This is a genomic window from Salinimicrobium gaetbulicola, from assembly GCF_042676025.1.
Classification (GTDB): domain Bacteria; phylum Bacteroidota; class Bacteroidia; order Flavobacteriales; family Flavobacteriaceae; genus Salinimicrobium; species Salinimicrobium gaetbulicola.
On sequence record NZ_JBHTJP010000032.1, the window covers coordinates 811,255 to 828,279 of the forward strand.

17 protein-coding genes are annotated in these 17,025 nt (G+C 39.8%); 1 reads left to right on the forward strand and 16 read right to left on the reverse strand.

Annotated elements, in window-relative coordinates:
* Positions 1–309 precede the first annotated feature (309 nt).
* From ACFQ1G_RS05230 to aceB, 4 genes are all read right to left on the reverse strand, one after another.
* Positions 310–1,185, reverse strand: a complete 876-nt coding sequence (locus ACFQ1G_RS05230; RefSeq protein ID WP_380737301.1) for a hypothetical protein — start codon at positions 1,183–1,185, stop codon at positions 310–312.
* Positions 1,186–1,510: 325 nt separating this feature from the next.
* A complete protein-coding gene (locus ACFQ1G_RS05235) occupies positions 1,511–2,683 on the reverse strand; it encodes a pyridoxal-phosphate-dependent aminotransferase family protein (RefSeq protein ID WP_380737303.1) in 1,173 nt (390 codons plus the stop codon).
* Between the two features lie 86 nt (positions 2,684–2,769).
* Entirely contained in the window at positions 2,770–4,395 is a 1,626-nt protein-coding gene (locus ACFQ1G_RS05240; RefSeq protein WP_380737305.1) for an isocitrate lyase, read from the reverse strand.
* A 73-nt stretch (positions 4,396–4,468) separates the two neighbouring features.
* Positions 4,469–6,067, reverse strand: a complete 1,599-nt coding sequence (aceB, locus tag ACFQ1G_RS05245; RefSeq protein ID WP_380737307.1) for a malate synthase A — start codon at positions 6,065–6,067, stop codon at positions 4,469–4,471.
* Between the two features lie 118 nt (positions 6,068–6,185).
* Between aceB and ACFQ1G_RS05250 the strand changes: the two genes are divergently transcribed.
* Positions 6,186–7,664, forward strand: a complete 1,479-nt coding sequence (locus ACFQ1G_RS05250) for a helix-turn-helix domain-containing protein (protein WP_380737309.1) — start codon at positions 6,186–6,188, stop codon at positions 7,662–7,664.
* A gap of 63 nt (positions 7,665–7,727) precedes the next feature.
* Here ACFQ1G_RS05250 and ACFQ1G_RS05255 read toward each other — a convergent pair whose 3' ends face one another.
* The 12 genes from ACFQ1G_RS05255 to recR form a co-directional block, all read right to left on the reverse strand.
* A complete protein-coding gene (locus tag ACFQ1G_RS05255) occupies positions 7,728–8,000 on the reverse strand; it encodes a hypothetical protein (protein ID WP_380737311.1) in 273 nt (90 codons plus the stop codon).
* 3 nt (positions 8,001–8,003) lie between these two features.
* Complete coding sequence (locus tag ACFQ1G_RS05260) at positions 8,004–9,671, reverse strand: amidase family protein (RefSeq protein ID WP_380737313.1); 1,668 nt, start codon at positions 9,669–9,671, stop codon at positions 8,004–8,006.
* Between the two features lie 21 nt (positions 9,672–9,692).
* Positions 9,693–10,649, reverse strand: coding sequence for a signal recognition particle-docking protein FtsY (ftsY, locus tag ACFQ1G_RS05265; protein ID WP_380737315.1), 957 nt, complete (start codon positions 10,647–10,649; stop codon positions 9,693–9,695).
* 167 nt (positions 10,650–10,816) lie between these two features.
* Entirely contained in the window at positions 10,817–10,969 is a 153-nt protein-coding gene (locus ACFQ1G_RS05270) for a DUF4295 domain-containing protein (RefSeq protein WP_380737317.1), read from the reverse strand.
* A 7-nt stretch (positions 10,970–10,976) separates the two neighbouring features.
* A complete protein-coding gene (gene rpmG / locus ACFQ1G_RS05275) occupies positions 10,977–11,159 on the reverse strand; it encodes a 50S ribosomal protein L33 (RefSeq protein ID WP_029034962.1) in 183 nt (60 codons plus the stop codon).
* A 27-nt stretch (positions 11,160–11,186) separates the two neighbouring features.
* The gene (gene rpmB / locus ACFQ1G_RS05280; protein WP_380737319.1) at positions 11,187–11,426 is read right to left on the reverse strand and encodes a 50S ribosomal protein L28; all 240 of its coding nucleotides are present in this window, start codon (positions 11,424–11,426) and stop codon (positions 11,187–11,189) included.
* A 259-nt stretch (positions 11,427–11,685) separates the two neighbouring features.
* Entirely contained in the window at positions 11,686–12,933 is a 1,248-nt protein-coding gene (locus tag ACFQ1G_RS05285; protein ID WP_380737321.1) for a competence/damage-inducible protein A, read from the reverse strand.
* Complete coding sequence (locus ACFQ1G_RS05290) at positions 12,933–13,271, reverse strand: Hpt domain-containing protein (RefSeq protein ID WP_380737323.1); 339 nt, start codon at positions 13,269–13,271, stop codon at positions 12,933–12,935. Before ACFQ1G_RS05290 ends, ACFQ1G_RS05285 begins: the two co-directional genes overlap by 1 nt.
* Positions 13,271–13,885: a fumarylacetoacetate hydrolase family protein gene (locus ACFQ1G_RS05295; protein ID WP_380737325.1), complete on the reverse strand. Its 615-nt coding sequence runs from the start codon at positions 13,883–13,885 to the stop codon at positions 13,271–13,273. The genes ACFQ1G_RS05290 and ACFQ1G_RS05295 overlap by 1 nt, the downstream gene beginning before the upstream one ends.
* A gap of 14 nt (positions 13,886–13,899) precedes the next feature.
* Positions 13,900–14,679: an exonuclease domain-containing protein gene (locus ACFQ1G_RS05300; protein ID WP_380737327.1), complete on the reverse strand. Its 780-nt coding sequence runs from the start codon at positions 14,677–14,679 to the stop codon at positions 13,900–13,902.
* A gap of 141 nt (positions 14,680–14,820) precedes the next feature.
* Positions 14,821–16,131, reverse strand: coding sequence for a dihydrolipoamide acetyltransferase family protein (locus ACFQ1G_RS05305; RefSeq protein ID WP_380737329.1), 1,311 nt, complete (start codon positions 16,129–16,131; stop codon positions 14,821–14,823).
* Between the two features lie 195 nt (positions 16,132–16,326).
* Positions 16,327–16,944, reverse strand: a complete 618-nt coding sequence (gene recR / locus ACFQ1G_RS05310; protein WP_380737331.1) for a recombination mediator RecR — start codon at positions 16,942–16,944, stop codon at positions 16,327–16,329.
* Positions 16,945–17,025 lie beyond the last annotated feature (81 nt).

Here is a 17,025-nt window from a genome sequence, read left to right on the forward strand (position 1 = left end):
ACTTCTTGCTTTGATAAATTACTGGTGAAATAAGTCCAAACTTTGTCATTTTTAGTCAATTCTTTCATTTCTTCGAAATCATCTTCTTTTATTGGACGAAGTATAAACTGGTCGGTTTTTAGAACTTTCTTGTAGTTGAGCATTTTATAATAATTGGCTATAACGGTTTGCGGTTATCGCAAGTTGCGGGATTAGGAACGCGGTTTTGTCGGCTAACGCTTTAGATTGTTAGGAATCCAATTTAGTTCCTTTTTCTACAATACCCGGAATTTGAGATGAACCGCTGTTAGGCACTGAGCCATTTGATAATTATTCATCATTTCCTTCGACTTCTCTTAAAACATTACTTACGAAGTTAACACCTTCTTCGGTAAGCAGTTGATCGTCATCTACTAAATCATACTTTATTAGATCTGATTGAAATCCTTTATGAAATCTTCTGGACTCTTTGTAAAAAGTATCTTTAAATTCATCCTCTCCTAATATTTCAGAGAACGATAGAACATCACGAAACTCTTTGTTTCTGTTTAATCTAATTTTAAGGAAATTTACTAATCGTGATGGAACATTATACTTTGAATCCATTTTTAATTTAGACTTCTCGAAGAGTTTTAATTTCTTTTCTAATTTTTGAACTTCTTCATTTTTCTGGTTTATTCTTTCCAAAAACTCTTCTTTATCTTTTTCAGCAATTTGATATTTCTGCACTAATTCGTTTAGTAGTTCATCTTTTTCATTTAATTCACTTTTCAACTTTTCCTGTATTTCTTTTTCCTTTTTTTCTTCCTTTTCAATATCATCTTTTTTTGAAGAACCATTGGAGTAATATCTTTCTACCCTACTAGAAAGAGATTTATTTTCCTCTTTTAAAGATTCAAGTTTCTCACCAAATCTTTCCTCTATTCTTCCCAGATTTTCTGAAATATCTTTAGTGAAAGTGTAAGTATTATTATAAAATTTTGCGCTTGCTTCATTGTTTTTATGATAAAAATTTATGGATATCCAAACAGCGAATAATGCTAGAATTATGGATAGGAAATCTGTAAACTGAAAATTTAGTTGGGAAAAATTGTAATCAGAAAATACAATTTTCACACAAATTACAATAACTATAAGAGTAGCTAGTATCCAGCCAAACCATGCATGAATTGAACTTTTTGATTTTTCTTGTTTTGGTTTTTCCATTTTTGTTATATGTTGAAATTATTTTATGGCTTTGTGCCTAACTGGTTATACCACAGCAAAACTTATGTTTATCAATTTCTCAAAGCGATAAACACAAGCTTAGTTGATAGTTAGTAAATTTATAAAATATTGTTAAAGAAATTTACGAAAACCCGTAAAGAAGGGCCTTTTAAAGGAATTTGACAATAAAAAAGCCTGCAGCTCGTAAGTCACGGTGGAAGTAAGTTAAGCCTGGTAGCTCAAGGTATTATCGGATAGTTTTTAACATTGAAAAAGGATGCAACTGGTAAATTAAAGATCATCATCTATCCTAACAGGAGTTCACTTAATTTATTTCTAATAGTTCATTTTGAAAAGCCTGTAAGCATTTTCCGGAATCTATATCGTGACCCAGTTCTAACAAAACACGTTCTAAAGCCCCCAGAACCGCCAAGAGATCATTTGCCGAGACCGAGCCCATATGACCGATTCGGAAATATTCAGTTTTTATTTCTGATAGAAGTCCTCCGGCAATGATCACATTATTATGGGCTATTTTTGATAGAAATGACCCGCTATCCATTCCTTTTGGATAATAAACCGCTGAAAGCGTGTTAGCGGCTGATTGGGTCGTTTTCGGCAAAATTGTGAGATTTAATGAAGAAATTCCGGTTCGAAATGCTTTTGCTAATTTTTGATGTCTTTTCACCCTTTCGTTCATGCCTTCTTTTGATATGATCTTAAGGCTTGTTTCTAAGGCAACAATGAGATTCACTGCAGGGGTTCCAAAATAAGAAGGTCTTCTTTCTTCGTAGCCCTTCATTATCGGCAACCAGTTATGCCAATCGGCATAATAATTAGATACTGGCGTTTTTCTTTTTCCCCAGACTTCAATTGCTTTCTGAGATGCTACTAACAATGCGAGTCCAGGGGGTACGCCAATGGCCTTCTGAGATCCTGTTAATACAATATCCAGTCCCCATTCATCCTGTTTTATCTCCTCTCCGGCGACGGAACACACGCCATCCAGGATACTTAGGGTTTCATATTGTCGTGCTAATTGCGCTATAGGTGCGGGATCAACCAAGATCCCGGTAGAGGTATCTACATGAGTAAAAGTTAAGGCTTTATACGGTCGATTTTTGAGCTCATTTTCAATTGCCTCCAGACTTACAACTTCGCCTATTGGAGCTTCTAAAATAGTTGTTTCTGCGCCATACCGATCCATTATGTCCTTAAAGCGATCCCCAAAGTATCCTGTGGAAATTACTAACACTCTATCACCTTGTTCTATGAGATTGGCTGCTGCCATATCCATGGCCAAAGTACCTGTTCCGGCAACAATAAAAGGCTGACCTTCCGGAGACTTCCACACTTCTCTCATAAGCTCAAGACTGTTTCCAAAAGTTTCTATAAAATCTGGAGCCAAATGGCTTTGAGTAGGTATTCCCATTGCCTGTAACACTTCGGGTTCAAATTCTATAGGCCCGGGTATCATAAGTAGTTCTCTGCCTTTCATTTAATTTGATTTTGTTATTTATTTGTCGGATGCTCTAAAATAATAAATGCAATATACCTGGATATCGCATTTATCAAAATAAAGAATTATTTATCCAGAACAGCTTCCCGTACAGTAACGGTTTCATGATCTTTGAATTGATTACTTGTATTCTTTTCGCCTCCTGCTTTTAAAGCTTTTTCTCCGGCAAAGAAGCTTTTGTGATCATCACCAAGATCTGAACCTGCCATACGCTGATGTTTTACGCAGGAAACTCCCTTACGGATTTCCTGTCTTTGAACTCCTTTTACATATGCTAACATGCCTTCTTCAGAAAAATAACCTGCCGTTAGGTCATTCATATGAAGTGCTGTTGTATGATAGGTTGGCAGCGTTATCAAGTGATGGAAAACTCCTGCTTCTCTTGCAGCATCGATCTGGAAGGTCTTGATCTTCCTATCTGCTCTAAAACATAGTTCTGTATCATCATATTCAGAATTCATTAAATTATTCCTGTCATAACCGGTCATATTTTCACCTTCTGCAAGCATATCATCAAAAGCCTGGTGACGGAAGTTCAAGGTCCAGTTAAAGGATGGGGAGTTATTATATACCAACTTGGCATCAGGCACAACTTTTTTTACCCTGTTCACCATATGGGCAATCTGTTTGACATTAGGGGTTGGAGTCTCGATCCATAGAAGGTCTGCTCCATTTTGAAGACTTGTGATACAATCTAACACAACTCTGTCTATGTTCGAGCCATCTTTGAATTTATATAATCCATTGGCCAATCTTACCGGTCGCAATAATTTTCCGTCTCTTTTGAAAAGAACATCGTCTTCTTTAGCGTCGCTGATGGTTATTTCTTCGGCATCGATAAAAGCCAAATACTGAGAAGCCAGATCTCCGGGTTCCTGACTTACCGGTAGCTTTTGGGTCAGGCCGGCACCTTCTGAATCTGTTCTTGCTACAATAATTCCGTCCTCTACGCCTAATTCGATGAATGCGTATCTTATAGCATTTAATTTTGCAATAAAATCTTCATGAGGTACAGTAACTTTTCCATCCTGGTGCCCGCACTGTTTGGCATCGGAAACCTGGTTTTCGATCTGAATAGCACAGGCTCCAGCCTGAATCATTTTTTTTGCCAGTAAATAGGTTGCCTCTTCATTACCAAAACCAGCATCAATATCAGCAATAATGGGAACTACATGCGTTTCAAAATTGTCAATTTCATCCTGGACATCTTCTCCGCTTTCCAGTCTTTTGAAAAGATCGTTTAGCTCAATAGCATCTGCCTGGCGTAAGAAATCATAAATTTCATTTATTAATGCCGGGACGGCAGTTTTTTCATGCATGGATTGATCCGGTAAGGGTCCAAATTCTGAGCGTAAAGCAGCAACCATCCAACCGGAAAGATATAAGTATTTTTTGTCTGTTGTTTTATGATGTTTCTTAACTGCAATCATATTTTGCTGAGCCACAAAACCATGCCAGCTACCCAAAGACTGGGTGTATTGAGATGGATCTCTATCATATTCAGCCATGTCTTTTCTCATAATGGCTGCTGTGTATCTGGCAATATCCAAACCGGTTCTAAAGCGGTTCTGGGCAACCATCCTGGCAGCGCTTTCCGGATTTATTCCATTCCAGGTCTTTCCATACTTTTCTTTAAGGTTTTTTACAGCTGCTAAAGCAGAGCTATAATTGGTTTGTGGTTGATTTTTCATAATTTTGTTATAGTTATTTTATAATTAATAATTAGATCCTGTTGATTGTTGCCGCAATCGCAGGATTGTTTTTTTATAGGTATTGATAGGCCGGAAGGGTTAAGAACTCTTCAAACCTTTCTGATAATACTAACTTGTCAAAAAGCTCAATAGCAAGTTTAAACCTACTGTTCTCAGAAGTGTCTTTTACTGCTTCTGAAAAGATTTTTTCAACTTCATCGTTTAACAAGTCGATGTACAACTCAGTATTAAATTTTCGTCCATCTTCCAGAACTACTTCATGTTTTAACCATTGCCATATCTGCGTCCTTGAAATTTCGGCAGTTGCCGCATCTTCCATTGAATGGTAGAGCGCTACAGCACCGTAACCTCTCAACCAGGCCTCAGTATACAGGATACCCACATTGATGTTTTTCCTAATTCCGGCTTCTGTAACAGTGCCTTCAGGTATTTCTACAAGATCTTTCTCGGAAATATGTATGTCGTCACGAGTAACCTGCAACTGGTTTGGTGCTGGCATGTGTTTGTCAAACTCTGCCATAGCGACTTCAACTAATGCGGGGTGTGCCACCCAGGTTCCATCATGGCCATTTTTAACTTCGCGCTCTTTATCCTTCCTTACTTTTTCTAAAGCAGCTGCATTAGCCTTTTCATCATTCTTAATCGGGATTTGGGCAGCCATTCCACCAATGGCATGAATGCCACGTTTATGACAGCGTTGAATAACAAGCTTGGAATAAGCCTCCATGAAAGGAGTGGTCATAGTCACCTGGTCACGGTTGGGCACCACAAATTGAGGGTGGTTCCTGAATTTTTTAATGTATGAAAAAATATAATCCCAGCGACCACAGTTCAGACCCACGATGTGATCTTTAAGCTCATAAATAATTTCGTCTAACTGAAAACTTGCAGTAATGGTTTCGATAAGGACAGTTGCCTTAAAAGTACCTTTAGGCACTTCCAGGTATTCCTGGGCAAAATTAAATACCTCATTCCACCAGCGTGCTTCCTGATATTGCTCTAACTTCGGAAGATAGAAATAGGGGGCTGTATTATTGTTTAATAAGGTCCTCGTATTGTGGAACACATACAAACCGAAATCCACCAGGCTTCCTGAAGTTTCTTCGCCATTGATTAGAATATGTCTTTCGTTTAAATGCAAACCTCTGGGCCTAACCATTAAAACTGCATTCTTTTGGTTGAGACTGTAAGATTTACCGCTTACCGAGTCTACCAGTGAAATGCTTTTATTATTTGCATCCCTCAGGTTTTGCTGGCCTTCAATAACATTTTGCCAGCTGGGCGCAGTGCTGTCTTCGAGATCTGCCATAAATGTGCTGGCTCCGGAATTCAAAGCATTGATAACCATTTTTCTATCTACTGGTCCTGTAATTTCTACTCGCCTGTCCTGTAAATCATCAGGAATTTCACCTGCACTCCATTCACTTTCCCGTATGGATCTGGTCTCCTTCGGAAATTCAGGCAACTTACCTTCATCGAAAACCTTCTGCTGATCAATACGTCTTTCTAAGAGAGATAATCTTTTTCCATTAAATCTTTCATGAAGAGCAGCTATAAAGTTCAACGCATCATCTGTAAGAATTTCAGGATAATAGTTTTTAACATCTTTTGAAAAATTCAAGCTTGGCGTGTTTAAGGTGTTAGTTTCCATTGTTTTAGTGTTTTGCATGACAATTATACAGCAAAGTTTTTAAAAAAACAAGCGAACGTTCGCTAAACATTAAAATTCGCGAAAAAAAGATATTCGCAAAAAAGCTTATATTTGGTATATGGAAGAAGATTATATTAAACTAATATTTGGCCTGAAACTAAAGCAGATAAGGACTGAAAAGAATTTGTCTTTATTTGGATTGTCTAAGCTTTCCGGTTTATCCAAGTCTTACCTCAACGAAATTGAAAACGGAAAAAAATATCCTAAACCCGATAAAATAGCTTTGCTTTCAGATAAGCTGGAAGTTCCTTATGACCAAATGGTTTCTTTGAGGCTGGATAAAAATTTAGCTCCAATTGGTGAATTATTACAGTCCAAAATTTTAAAAGAGATACCATTGGATCTATTTGGTATTAAGGAAAGTAATTTGATAGATATAGTTGCCAATGCGCCTACAAAGGTAACTGCATTTATTAGCACAATAATTGAAATCGCACATCATTACAGCTTTAGTAAAGAAAGTTTCTTCCTGGCTGCGGTACGTTCATTTCAAGAAGCTAATAATAATTATTTCGATGATTTAGAACAGCATGTTTTAAAATTCTCAAAAGCTTATCAGGTGGACCTTACCAGATCTCTAACCTCGAAAGATCTAGAAGAGATCCTGACTGAAGAATATGGTTATGTTATTAACGAAAGTGAATTAAGTAAAAATGAGGCTTTAGAAAACCTACGTTCAGTTTTTGTGCCTCAAACCAAAACGCTATTGCTCGCAAATGGGATCGACGAAGCACAGCGCACCTTTATTTTCGCCAAGGAAATTGCGTATAATTATCTTAAAATAGAAGATAGGCTTCATACTTTTCCCTGGATCCAGTTCCAGAGGTTTGACCAGGTGCTTAATAATTTCTATGCTTCCTATTTCGCCGGAGCCCTTGTTATCCCTAAAGATGATTTGACATCACAGTTGGAGACAATTTTTGAAAAAAACACTTTTGATGAAGCTCTCTTTCTTCAAATGTCGGAAGGATTTAATACCTCCCCTGAATCATTCTATCAGCGATTAACAAATGTGCTGCCCCAAGCATTTAGTATTAAAAATTTATTCTTTTTAAGAATTACACATAAAGCAGGAACCGAAAAATTTTATCTGAACAAGGAACTTCATTTATCACATCAGCATTCCCCCCGAGCCAATGAGACAAATGAGCATTATTGTAGGCGGTGGGTGTCCTTGAAAGGTTTAAAGGAAATAAGTAAAAGTCGAAATGATCATGAGTTTGGCATTCAAATTTCCAACTATCCAAGTCACGGAACCACTTATTTAGTGCTGTCATCTGCAACTAAAGATCCTTTTAAAAAAAACCAGTACCGAAGCATAAGCGTTGGATTACTAATTAATAAGCAGCTGGAGCGCAAAGTGAAGTTCTTAGAAGATAAGACGATTAATCGACAAGAAGTTGGCGTTACCTGCGAACGCTGTGCAATTATCAACTGCGAGGTAAGACAAGCTCCGGCGGTTATTCTTCAAAAGGCAGCTAAGAACAAAGAAATAGAAGGAATCGTTGAAGAATTAAATGCTAAGTTTCAGAATTAAATGTGCTCCAACAAATAGCAATTAGATCTCCTTTGGTTCAAGAAGTTTCTTTTTTCAATAACATCACAGTTGTTGCTGCACCCATAGCGAGAACTGGGTTTCATAAATGCGGGTGAGAATAATGATCGCCGCCCCTATGGCCACGAAAAACCAGGAATAATTACCCTTTTTCACCTGCAAGCCTGAGATCAACGCAAGAATAGCAAAAGGCAGCATCAGGATCAAATTCGGGATCAGCCAGGCTCCCTGGAACAGGATCACCGTTTTCATCAATATGAAAAAAAGGCTGTAAAAGAGTATGATCTTGGTTAAAATGACCAGGTTTCTATGAGACATTTCCTAGTTGTAATTAGCAGGGGTTTTTCTTTGCCTGTATTTTGATTCAAACGCGTAACCTATCTCCAACAACTTATCCTCTTCAAAAGGTCTGGCGATAAAAGTGACATTTTTGGGCTCACCCGTATCTTCATATCCCATGGGGACCGTAAGAGCCGGATATTTTGCCACGGCAGCATAAGCAGCATGGAAGTTGTTGATGGAAAGTACTACATCCAGATCATACTGAGACATGGGTTGGTCAAAGAACTTTCGTCCATTCTCCTGCAGTTGCTTTTTAATTGTTTCCAGTTCTTCTTCAGAAGTGGAATCGGCTGCGATACCGTCAAAAAGCTTCTGTCCGTATGGCGCACGCAAAGTACTGTCCTGCAGATTAAAATCAATGACATCTTTAACTTCCTTAAACCTGATCTCTTCTCCCGCGGAAGAAGAAAGATAAGCCGGAAGGTCTTTTTTCATATCTGCATCCAATAATGTTAGAAATCCGTCTAACGGAATTTCAGCCGGAGAGAACTCGAAAATTTCCGCTCCTTGAGATCTTAAATGATCAACAGCAGCAACATAAAGCGAGTCTTCCAGAAGAGGTTTCATCACCCCGATTCTTTTCCCTTTTAAACTCGCGTTCTTAAGGACTTTCACATAGTCCCTGGAATCTTTTACAGAGGCTTCATCCAGCGAATCCTTACCGGTCAAAGCATTCAAAAAAATCGCATTATCAACAACCGACTTTGTCATTGGTCCGGGAGTATCCAGTGTACTTGAAATGGGTACTATTCCGCTTCGGCTAAGCAATCCAACTGTTGGTTTTAAACCAACAACCGAGTTTTTAGCGGAAGGTGATAAAATAGATCCGGCAGTTTCGGTTCCTACGGCCGCAACCGCGTAATTAGCGGCAACCGCTACCCCGCTTCCGGAGCTGGAACCTCCAGTTTCAAATTGTTTTCTTCCGTAGGGATTCAGGGTTTGACCACCCACGGCACTATATCCAAGAGGACAGCCATCACAGAAGTAATATGCCCATTCACTTAAATTCACCTTTCCCAGGATCAAAGCTTCATGATCCATAAGTCGATCAACGATAAAGGCGTTTTCGGAAGGATCGTTTTCGGCAAGGGCGATCGCCCCTGCAGTGGTAGACATATTATTAGTGTTGATATTGTCCTTCAACAGAACCGGCATTCCGTAGATGGAATATTCATTCACCGGAAGCTTTCCGCGGGCATCCAGCTTCTTTGCCTGCTCAATAACATCGGGATTAAGCGCGATGAACGCGTTCAGGGAAAGGTCATTATCGCTTTCAAATTTCCTGATCCTGTATATGTAAAAAAGGCTAAGATCTGTATAGGATAATTTATCTTCTCTTATCGCTTTTTGGAGTTCCGGAATATCTTTTTCAAGGACCAGAGGCTTAAGAGCCTCGTATTTTTCTTCAGAAAACTTGGATAGTTCAGCCGAAAATGGCTCCCAAATAGTATTCTTATCCAGGAATTTGGAATCGATGAGTTTGAACCTCATTCTTTCATTCTCATGAGAAGCCTGCTCTTCAAGAGCGCTGGTTTCATCTGTCGCCTCCCAAACAATTTGATCTTCTTCCTGCAACTCCTTTTCAGGTTCAGATTTACAAGAAAGTAACAAAAAGCTCAACAGGGGGAACAACAGAAGTTTTCTCATGACAGAAAAGATTGAGTGGAATTATTTTTTGAAAAATGAATCTACAAATTCAAATTTATTGAACACTTGCAGGTCTTCGATCCCTTCTCCCACACCAATATACTTCACAGGAATTTTAAATTGATCACTGATCCCGATCACCACTCCGCCTTTCGCGGTACCATCAAGTTTGGTAACGGCAAGAGAAGTCACCTCTGTAGCGGCTGTAAACTGCTTAGCCTGCTCAAAAGCGTTCTGACCGGTTGAGCCATCTAAAACGAGTAAGACCTCGTGAGGCGCGTTGTCAACCACTTTCTGCATTACACGTTTCACTTTGGTCAGCTCGTTCATAAGATTGACCTTGTTATGCAGTCGCCCTGCGGTATCAATGATCACCACATCTGCATCCTGCTTTACGGCGCTTTGCACACTGTCAAATGCTACGGAAGCAGGGTCACTTCCCATTTTTTGTTTCACGATCGGAACATCAACGCGGTCTGCCCAAACCTGTAACTGGTCTATGGCCGCAGCCCGGAAGGTATCGGCTGCTCCAAGTACTACCTTTTTTCCTTCTTTTTTGAACTGATAAGCCAGTTTACCGATGGTCGTGGTTTTCCCAACCCCGTTCACACCAACAACCATGATCACATATGGCTTTTTATCTGAAGGGACATAAAAACTGGTTTCTTCCCCTGAATTGGTTTCAGACAATAAAGACGCTATTTCCTCACGAAGGATCTTATTCAGCTCATCTGCCCCCAGGAATTTATCTCGTGCTACCCGCTCCTCGATCCTGTTTATGATCTTTACGGTAGTACCTACCCCCACATCACTGCTCACCAAAACATCCTCCAGGTCATCAAGAACCTCATCATCAACTTTTGATTTTCCGGCAACAGCCTTTCCTAATTTCGAGAAAAAATCGGTTTTTGATTTTTCCAGGCCTTTGTCTAAAGTCTCCTTCTTTTCCTTGGAGAAAATTTTCTTGAATAAACTCATTATAATTAAATGGTCTTAAAGTTCTACCAACAAAAGCCGATTACATCCAGCCCGGTAATATATTGGGAAAGGACACTACGGCTTGTTTGTTCTGAGCGTAAATATACACAAAAAGAAAAAGCCGTCCTGATAGGTATCGGGACGGCTTTCAATATTTTAGAAATAACTTATTTTTTGTTCAAAAAGTCATTTACTTCTTCTGGAGCCATGATTGCTTCCACAAAAGTATAGGCGCCGCTTTTAGGAGACTTAACCATTTTGATAGCTTTGGTCAATCTCTTTGATCCTGTTTGTAATGATGCTACTGATTTCTTTGCCATGACTTAATTATTTTATCTCTTTATGAACCGTCATTTTCTTAAGAATAGGGTTGAATTTCTTCAATTCCATTCTATCTGGCGTGTTCTTCTTATTTTTAGTTGTAATGTATCTAGAAGTACCTGGTTTCCCAGTAGCTTTATGCTCTGTACACTCTAATATAACCTGAACTCTGTTACCTTTCTTTGCCATTTTACTGCGTCTTAAATGTGAGGATTACTACTTGGTTAAAAAGCCTTTTGCACGGGCTTCTTTGATTACCGCAGCAATTCCTTTCTTATTAATGTTTTTAATTGCAGAAGTAGATACTTTTAAAGTGATCCATTTATCTTCCTCAGGAATGTAAAAACGTTTTTTAACCAAATTGGCGTCAAATTTACGTTTTGTTTTATTCATTGCGTGGGAAACGTTGTTTCCTACCATCGCTTTCTTACCTGTAAGTTCACAAACTCTTGACATTGCTCTATACTTTAACTCGTTATTTCAAAACAGGCTGCAAATTAACGAATTTTTTACCTAATAGCCAACATCAGGTAAAAAATTATTTTTGTTAAAAGATTTGATTGCGTTTCACAGCCTCAACTCCTGAAAAGCTTCAGATTTCTTGTCCTCCCCCACGCTTGGAAAAAATTGATTTCTAAAGGCCTTTTCAGAATGCAGGGCCAAAAGAAGTCAAAAAGCAGAAATTACGCAAAAATTATGGTGTGAAAATTTACAGTTAAGCCGTTATTTCCCTGAGGATCATCTCATAGGCTTTGTAGACCGCCTTTTTCACGACCTGATCCCTGTGGTTCCCTAAAAAGAACTTTTGTGAATAGACTTTTTCCGGGGTAGCCAGCCCAATATACACTGTGCCCACCTCGGCATCACTATCCCCTTTTGTAGGCCCCGCATTACCAGTGGTAGATAGCGCGTAATCTGATTTAAAAAGTTTTCTGGCGTTTTTAGCCATAGCTTCAGCCACCTCGGCACTCACCACGCTGTGCTTTTCAATAAGCTCCTTATTCACCTGCAAGAGATCGATCTTGGTCTGGGTCGCATAGCACACCATTCCGCCTTTAAAACATTTGGATGCCCCGGGATGTGTCGTAAATTCAGCAGCCAGAGCGCCACCGGTGCAACTTTCGGCAACCGCAAGGAATTTATTATCTGATGTAAGCAGTTTGTTGATCTCTACGGCGATCTTCTCATCTTCCTCCTGCTCTTCGGAAATAATATCCCCAAGGATCTCGTAAAGCTCTTCCGCCTGATTTTCTACATCGCTTATCAATTGCTCCTCATTATTTCCTTTTCCGGAGATACGCAAACGAACACTTCCAAAATTGGGCAAATAAGCGAACTTCAAATGCTTCGGAAGCTTCTCTTCCCAGCCTACAAGCCTGTTGGCAATAGCACTTTCCCCCAAGCCACGGGTAAGTATGGTTTTATGATAAATAAAAGGACGGTGGAATTTCTTTTGCAGCCCCGGAATAACTTCATATTCCATAAGGCCTTTCATTTCATAAGGCACACCGGGCATAGAAATGAAGACTTTACCTTCTTTCTCTATCCACATCCCGGGCGCGGTCCCGTAGCGATTATGAAGAACCCTGGCCTTTGAAGGAACCATTGCTTGTTCCCTGTTCAGGTCTGAAATAGGAGTGGTTTTGTATTTAGCGAACAGCTCTTCTATATGAGCCAGTACTTCCTCATTAAGTTGAAGCTGGTCATCAAAATACTCGCAAAAAGTGTATTTGGTGATATCATCTTTGGTAGGCCCCAGCCCACCGGTAAGTAAAATAATTTCAGCTCTTTCTGAAGCTTCTTCGAGAGCTTTTAAAATATGTGTTTTTTCATCCTGAATGGAGGTGATCTGAAAAACCGAAATTCCGATCTTGTTCAGTTCGGTCGCAATAAAAGCCGAATTGGTATCAACGATCTGCCCGATCAGGATCTCATCTCCAATGGTGATAATTTCCGCGGTCATTACAGAGCAAAATCAACCTTCAATTCTTCTTCTGCGGCTTTAACTTTTCGGGAGATAATTATGGCTGCCTCATCCACCTCTGATTTATCTTTACCTGACTTTGACCATTCCTCAATGATCTTGATTTGCGGCATCAACTCCAGGCCAAACATTTGTAGATTAGGCTTCATTTTATGCGCATACTGATAAGCCTGTCCGGGGTTATTTTCAGCAACAGCCTGATTCATTGCTTCAAGATCTGGTGGGATCTCTTCAATGAATGTCTGCACGACCACCTTTACAAAGTCCTGGTCGCCACCAGCCATTTCTTCTACGCTTGCTAGATTGTAATTGCTCATTATTTTACCTGTATTGAAAAAATTTGCTCGTTTTCAACGAAACCTTTCAGCTCGTCATTTATTTTTACCGGCCCCACTCCCGCAGGAGTCCCTGTAAAAATCACATCCCCAATCTTTAATGTGAAATATTGTGAAATATATTCAATTAATTCGTCAATTTTCCAAAGCATATGTGAAGAATTCCCTTTTTGAACCACTTCATCATTCTTTTTTAAACTGAAATTGATCTCATTAAGGTCCTGGAAACGGTCTTTTTTAAGCCATTTCTCACCGATCACCGCGGCACCGTCAAAAGCCTTCGCTTTTTCCCACGGCAGGCCTTTCTCCTTTAATTTCTTCTGAAGGTCACGCGCCGTAAAATCGATTCCCAGACCAATTTCATCATAATATTTATGCGCGAATTTCTTCTGAATATATTTTCCTACCCTGTTGATCCTCACGAGCAATTCCACTTCATAATGAACATCTTCAGAGAATGAAGGTATGAAAAAAGGTTGCTTTTTTAAAAGGATGGAAGTATCGGGCTTTAGAAAAAGTACAGGATCTTCAGGTTTTTCATTTTCCAGTTCCGCAATATGCTCTGTGTAATTACGGCCCACACAAATTATTTTCATGACTTCAGAAAAAGTTATTTGAGTTTGGTATTTAGTTTTCTCAATTTAATTGAGGTAAGTACTTTCTTGGTATATAAAGGGAAGTCGGCATTTTGAAACCATCCGAAATATCCCGGCTCCTGCTCCAAAATATCCTCCACACACTTTCCTTTGTGCTTTCCGAAGGAAAACACCTCCTGCCCTTTTTTGTTATAGGAAATGAATCCGGCGAAATCAGCGCAATTTTTCCTGGAACTGAACTCTGACAACCACTTCACGTCATTCTGAATTTCTCCTTCGTAATGGTCCAACTGTGACTTTAAGACCTCATAAGTAGCTTCTGTGTCAACTGAAGCACTGTGCGCTCCTTCCAGGGTCTTTCCGCAGTAGAATTTGTAGGCAGCAGAAAGAGTGCGCTGCTCCATCTTGTGAAAAATGGTCTGCACGTCTACGGCTAGCATATTCTTCATATCAAAGTCAATCCCGGCGCGAAGCATTTCTTCGGCCAGTAAAGGAATGTCATATCGGTTGGAATTATAACCTGCCACATCACAGCCTTTGATCATTTCATAGACTTTGGAGGCCAGTTCTGCGAAGGTAGGTTCATTTGCCACTTTCTCATCTGTGATCCCGTGAACGGCAACCACTTCTTTAGGAATTGGCACACCCGGATTCACAAGCCAGGTCTTGCTTTCTTTATTGCCATTTGGAAAAATCTTAAGAATAGAGATTTCAACGATTCGATCTTTGGCCACATTGGTACCGGTCGCTTCCAGATCAAAAAAACAAATAGGCTTGGTGAGTTTTAACTCCATATTTTCAATATCGATTTAGGGTAAAGATACTATTTTTTGAAGGCTGCAAATTTGAAGCCTTCGGGACATTCTATAAAAATTAAAGCCATAATCTTACATTTTTCAGATCATGGCTCTAATGTAATTTCTATTTATTTAAATCTAAAGATCTCGGTTCTTATCAAAGCTCTCAAGGTATTTGGCCACACGCTGAACGAATTGCCCACCTAAGGCTCCATTTACCACACGGTGATCATAACTGTGAGAAAGGAACATCTTATAACGAATACCGATGAAATCCCCCTCTGGAGTCTCGATCACTGCAGGAACTTTCCTGATCGCACCTAAGGCAAGGATCCCTACCTGCGGCTGATTGATAATTGGAGTTCCCATAATGCTTCCGAAAGTACCCACATTAGTCACTGTATAGGTTCCACCCTGAATATCATCTGGCTTTAGTTTATTCAATCTCGCGCGGTTGGCAAGGTCATTAACCGCCTTGGCCATTCCAACCAGGTTAAGCTGATCTGCATTCTTGATGACAGGAACGATCAGGTTCCCGTCAGGAAGAGCAGCTGCCATCCCCAGGTTGATATTCTTTCTCTTGATTATTTTATCCCCGTCAACAGAAATGTTGATCATCGGGAAATCTTTAATTGATTTTGCGACGGCTTCCATGAAGATAGGCGTGAAAGTTAATTTCTCTCCTTCACGTTTTTCAAAAGCATCCTTGTTCTTCTTACGCCAGTTCCAGATATTGGTGACATCCACTTCAATAAATGACTGTACATGCGCTGAAGTCTGTACACTTTCTACCATGTGGTGCGCGATCATTTTACCCATTCTGGACATTTCAATGATCTCATCTTCACCATTAACGCTCACCGGAGCTTTGGAAGGTTGCGGCGCGGCAGCAGGCTTCTGTTCTTTTCCAGCAGCTACAGGAGCCGGTCGGGAAGACCTGTTTTCTACATAGTCTAAAATGTCATTTTTAGTGACCCTTCCGTCCTTACCTGTTCCTTTAATACCTTCCAGTTCTTCAAAGGAAATTCCTTCCTCCTTTGCGATATTTTTCACCAATGGAGAATAGAAACGATCACTTTCAGAAAAATCGGTTACACTGATCTCTTTCGCTTCTTCCACTCTTTTTTCAGCTTCAGCTACTGCTTCCTGAATTTCTTCGGAAGGAACTTCTTCTGTGGTCTCTTCTGAAGATTGAGCTCCCTCTCCTCCTTCGGTCTCTATAATGGCGATTGTTTGCCCTACCTGCACTACATCATCTTCATTGAACAGCTTTTCCACTAAAACCCCGTCAACTTCACTCGGCACTTCGCTATCAACCTTGTCGGTGGCAATTTCCAGAACGGCCTCATCGGCTTCAATGGTATCACCAACCTCCTTAAGCCAGTTAGTTATGGTTGCCTCAGCAACACTTTCTCCCATCTTGGGTAATTTAAGTTCAAATTTTGCCATATTCTTAATTCGAAGATGTATTAAATTAATTTGAATGCGAATTTACTAAAAAATTCGCTTTATTAATAATAAATATTCATCAATAGAAAATCATCAATTTCTTTCAGGCTTCTATTTTCAGTTAATTTGCCGAGTAAAATTACAATTTCGAAGCCTTAATTGGAAAGTATTCAAGTCCTTTTTTGCCAGAAATCTTTAATTCTTCAAGGAATTTTCAAACGGGATCCTGTTTGTGATACTCCGTCCAAGGGTAACCTCATCTGCATACTCCAGCTCATCACCCACCGAAATTCCGCGGGCAATGGTACTGGTCTTTATATTCAGACCTTCCAATTGCTTGAAAATGTAAAAGTTGGTCGTATCCCCTTCCAAAGTGCTGCTCAGGGCAAAAATGATCTCCTCGATCTCACCGCTGCGAGCTTTCTCAATTAAGGATTTGATGGTCAATTGAGAAGGACCGATCCCTTCCATAGGATTGATCTTGCCACCAAGCACGTGATAAAGACCTCGATACTGACTGGTATTCTCAATGGCCATCACATCTCGTATATCTTCTACTACACAAACCACTTCACTTTGCCTGGAGGAATTCGCGCAGATCTCACAAAGTTCGGTATCACTGATATTATGACAGTTCTTGCAAAATTTCACTTCGGTCTTTAGGTCCACCAAAGCTTTACCTAAAGCCACTGTCTGGGATTCGGGTTGTTTTAATAAATGCAAAACCAATCTTAAAGCGGTACGCCTCCCTATCCCCGGAAGCTGAGACATCTCATTAACTGCCTCTTCCAATAATTTAGATGAAAATTCCATGACACAAAATTACGGCTTTTTCAGGCACACACCATAAAATTTAGACTACATGTCCTTGCCGTTGGTTTCACCTTTATTTGT

Coding starts and splice junctions, on each gene's coding strand:
- ACFQ1G_RS05240 (WP_380737305.1), bottom strand. CDS start 4,395: ATGAAAAATCAACCACAAACCAATTATAGCTCTGCTTTAGCAGCTGTA.
- ACFQ1G_RS05270 (WP_380737317.1), bottom strand. CDS start 10,969: ATGGCAAAGAAATCAGTAGCATCATTACAAACAGGATCAAAGAGATTG.
- ACFQ1G_RS05250 (WP_380737309.1), top strand. CDS start 6,186: ATGGAAGAAGATTATATTAAACTAATATTTGGCCTGAAACTAAAGCAG.
- ACFQ1G_RS05230 (WP_380737301.1), bottom strand. CDS start 1,185: ATGGAAAAACCAAAACAAGAAAAATCAAAAAGTTCAATTCATGCATGG.
- rpmG (WP_029034962.1), bottom strand. CDS start 11,159: ATGGCAAAGAAAGGTAACAGAGTTCAGGTTATATTAGAGTGTACAGAG.
- ACFQ1G_RS05295 (WP_380737325.1), bottom strand. CDS start 13,885: ATGAAAATAATTTGTGTGGGCCGTAATTACACAGAGCATATTGCGGAA.
- ACFQ1G_RS05285 (WP_380737321.1), bottom strand. CDS start 12,933: ATGACCGCGGAAATTATCACCATTGGAGATGAGATCCTGATCGGGCAG.
- ACFQ1G_RS05260 (WP_380737313.1), bottom strand. CDS start 9,671: ATGAGAAAACTTCTGTTGTTCCCCCTGTTGAGCTTTTTGTTACTTTCT.
- ACFQ1G_RS05235 (WP_380737303.1), bottom strand. CDS start 2,683: ATGAAAGGCAGAGAACTACTTATGATACCCGGGCCTATAGAATTTGAA.
- aceB (WP_380737307.1), bottom strand. CDS start 6,067: ATGGAAACTAACACCTTAAACACGCCAAGCTTGAATTTTTCAAAAGAT.
- ACFQ1G_RS05290 (WP_380737323.1), bottom strand. CDS start 13,271: ATGAGCAATTACAATCTAGCAAGCGTAGAAGAAATGGCTGGTGGCGAC.
- ACFQ1G_RS05255 (WP_380737311.1), bottom strand. CDS start 8,000: ATGTCTCATAGAAACCTGGTCATTTTAACCAAGATCATACTCTTTTAC.
- recR (WP_380737331.1), bottom strand. CDS start 16,944: ATGGAATTTTCATCTAAATTATTGGAAGAGGCAGTTAATGAGATGTCT.
- ftsY (WP_380737315.1), bottom strand. CDS start 10,649: ATGAGTTTATTCAAGAAAATTTTCTCCAAGGAAAAGAAGGAGACTTTA.
- ACFQ1G_RS05300 (WP_380737327.1), bottom strand. CDS start 14,679: ATGGAGTTAAAACTCACCAAGCCTATTTGTTTTTTTGATCTGGAAGCG.
- ACFQ1G_RS05305 (WP_380737329.1), bottom strand. CDS start 16,131: ATGGCAAAATTTGAACTTAAATTACCCAAGATGGGAGAAAGTGTTGCT.
- rpmB (WP_380737319.1), bottom strand. CDS start 11,426: ATGTCAAGAGTTTGTGAACTTACAGGTAAGAAAGCGATGGTAGGAAAC.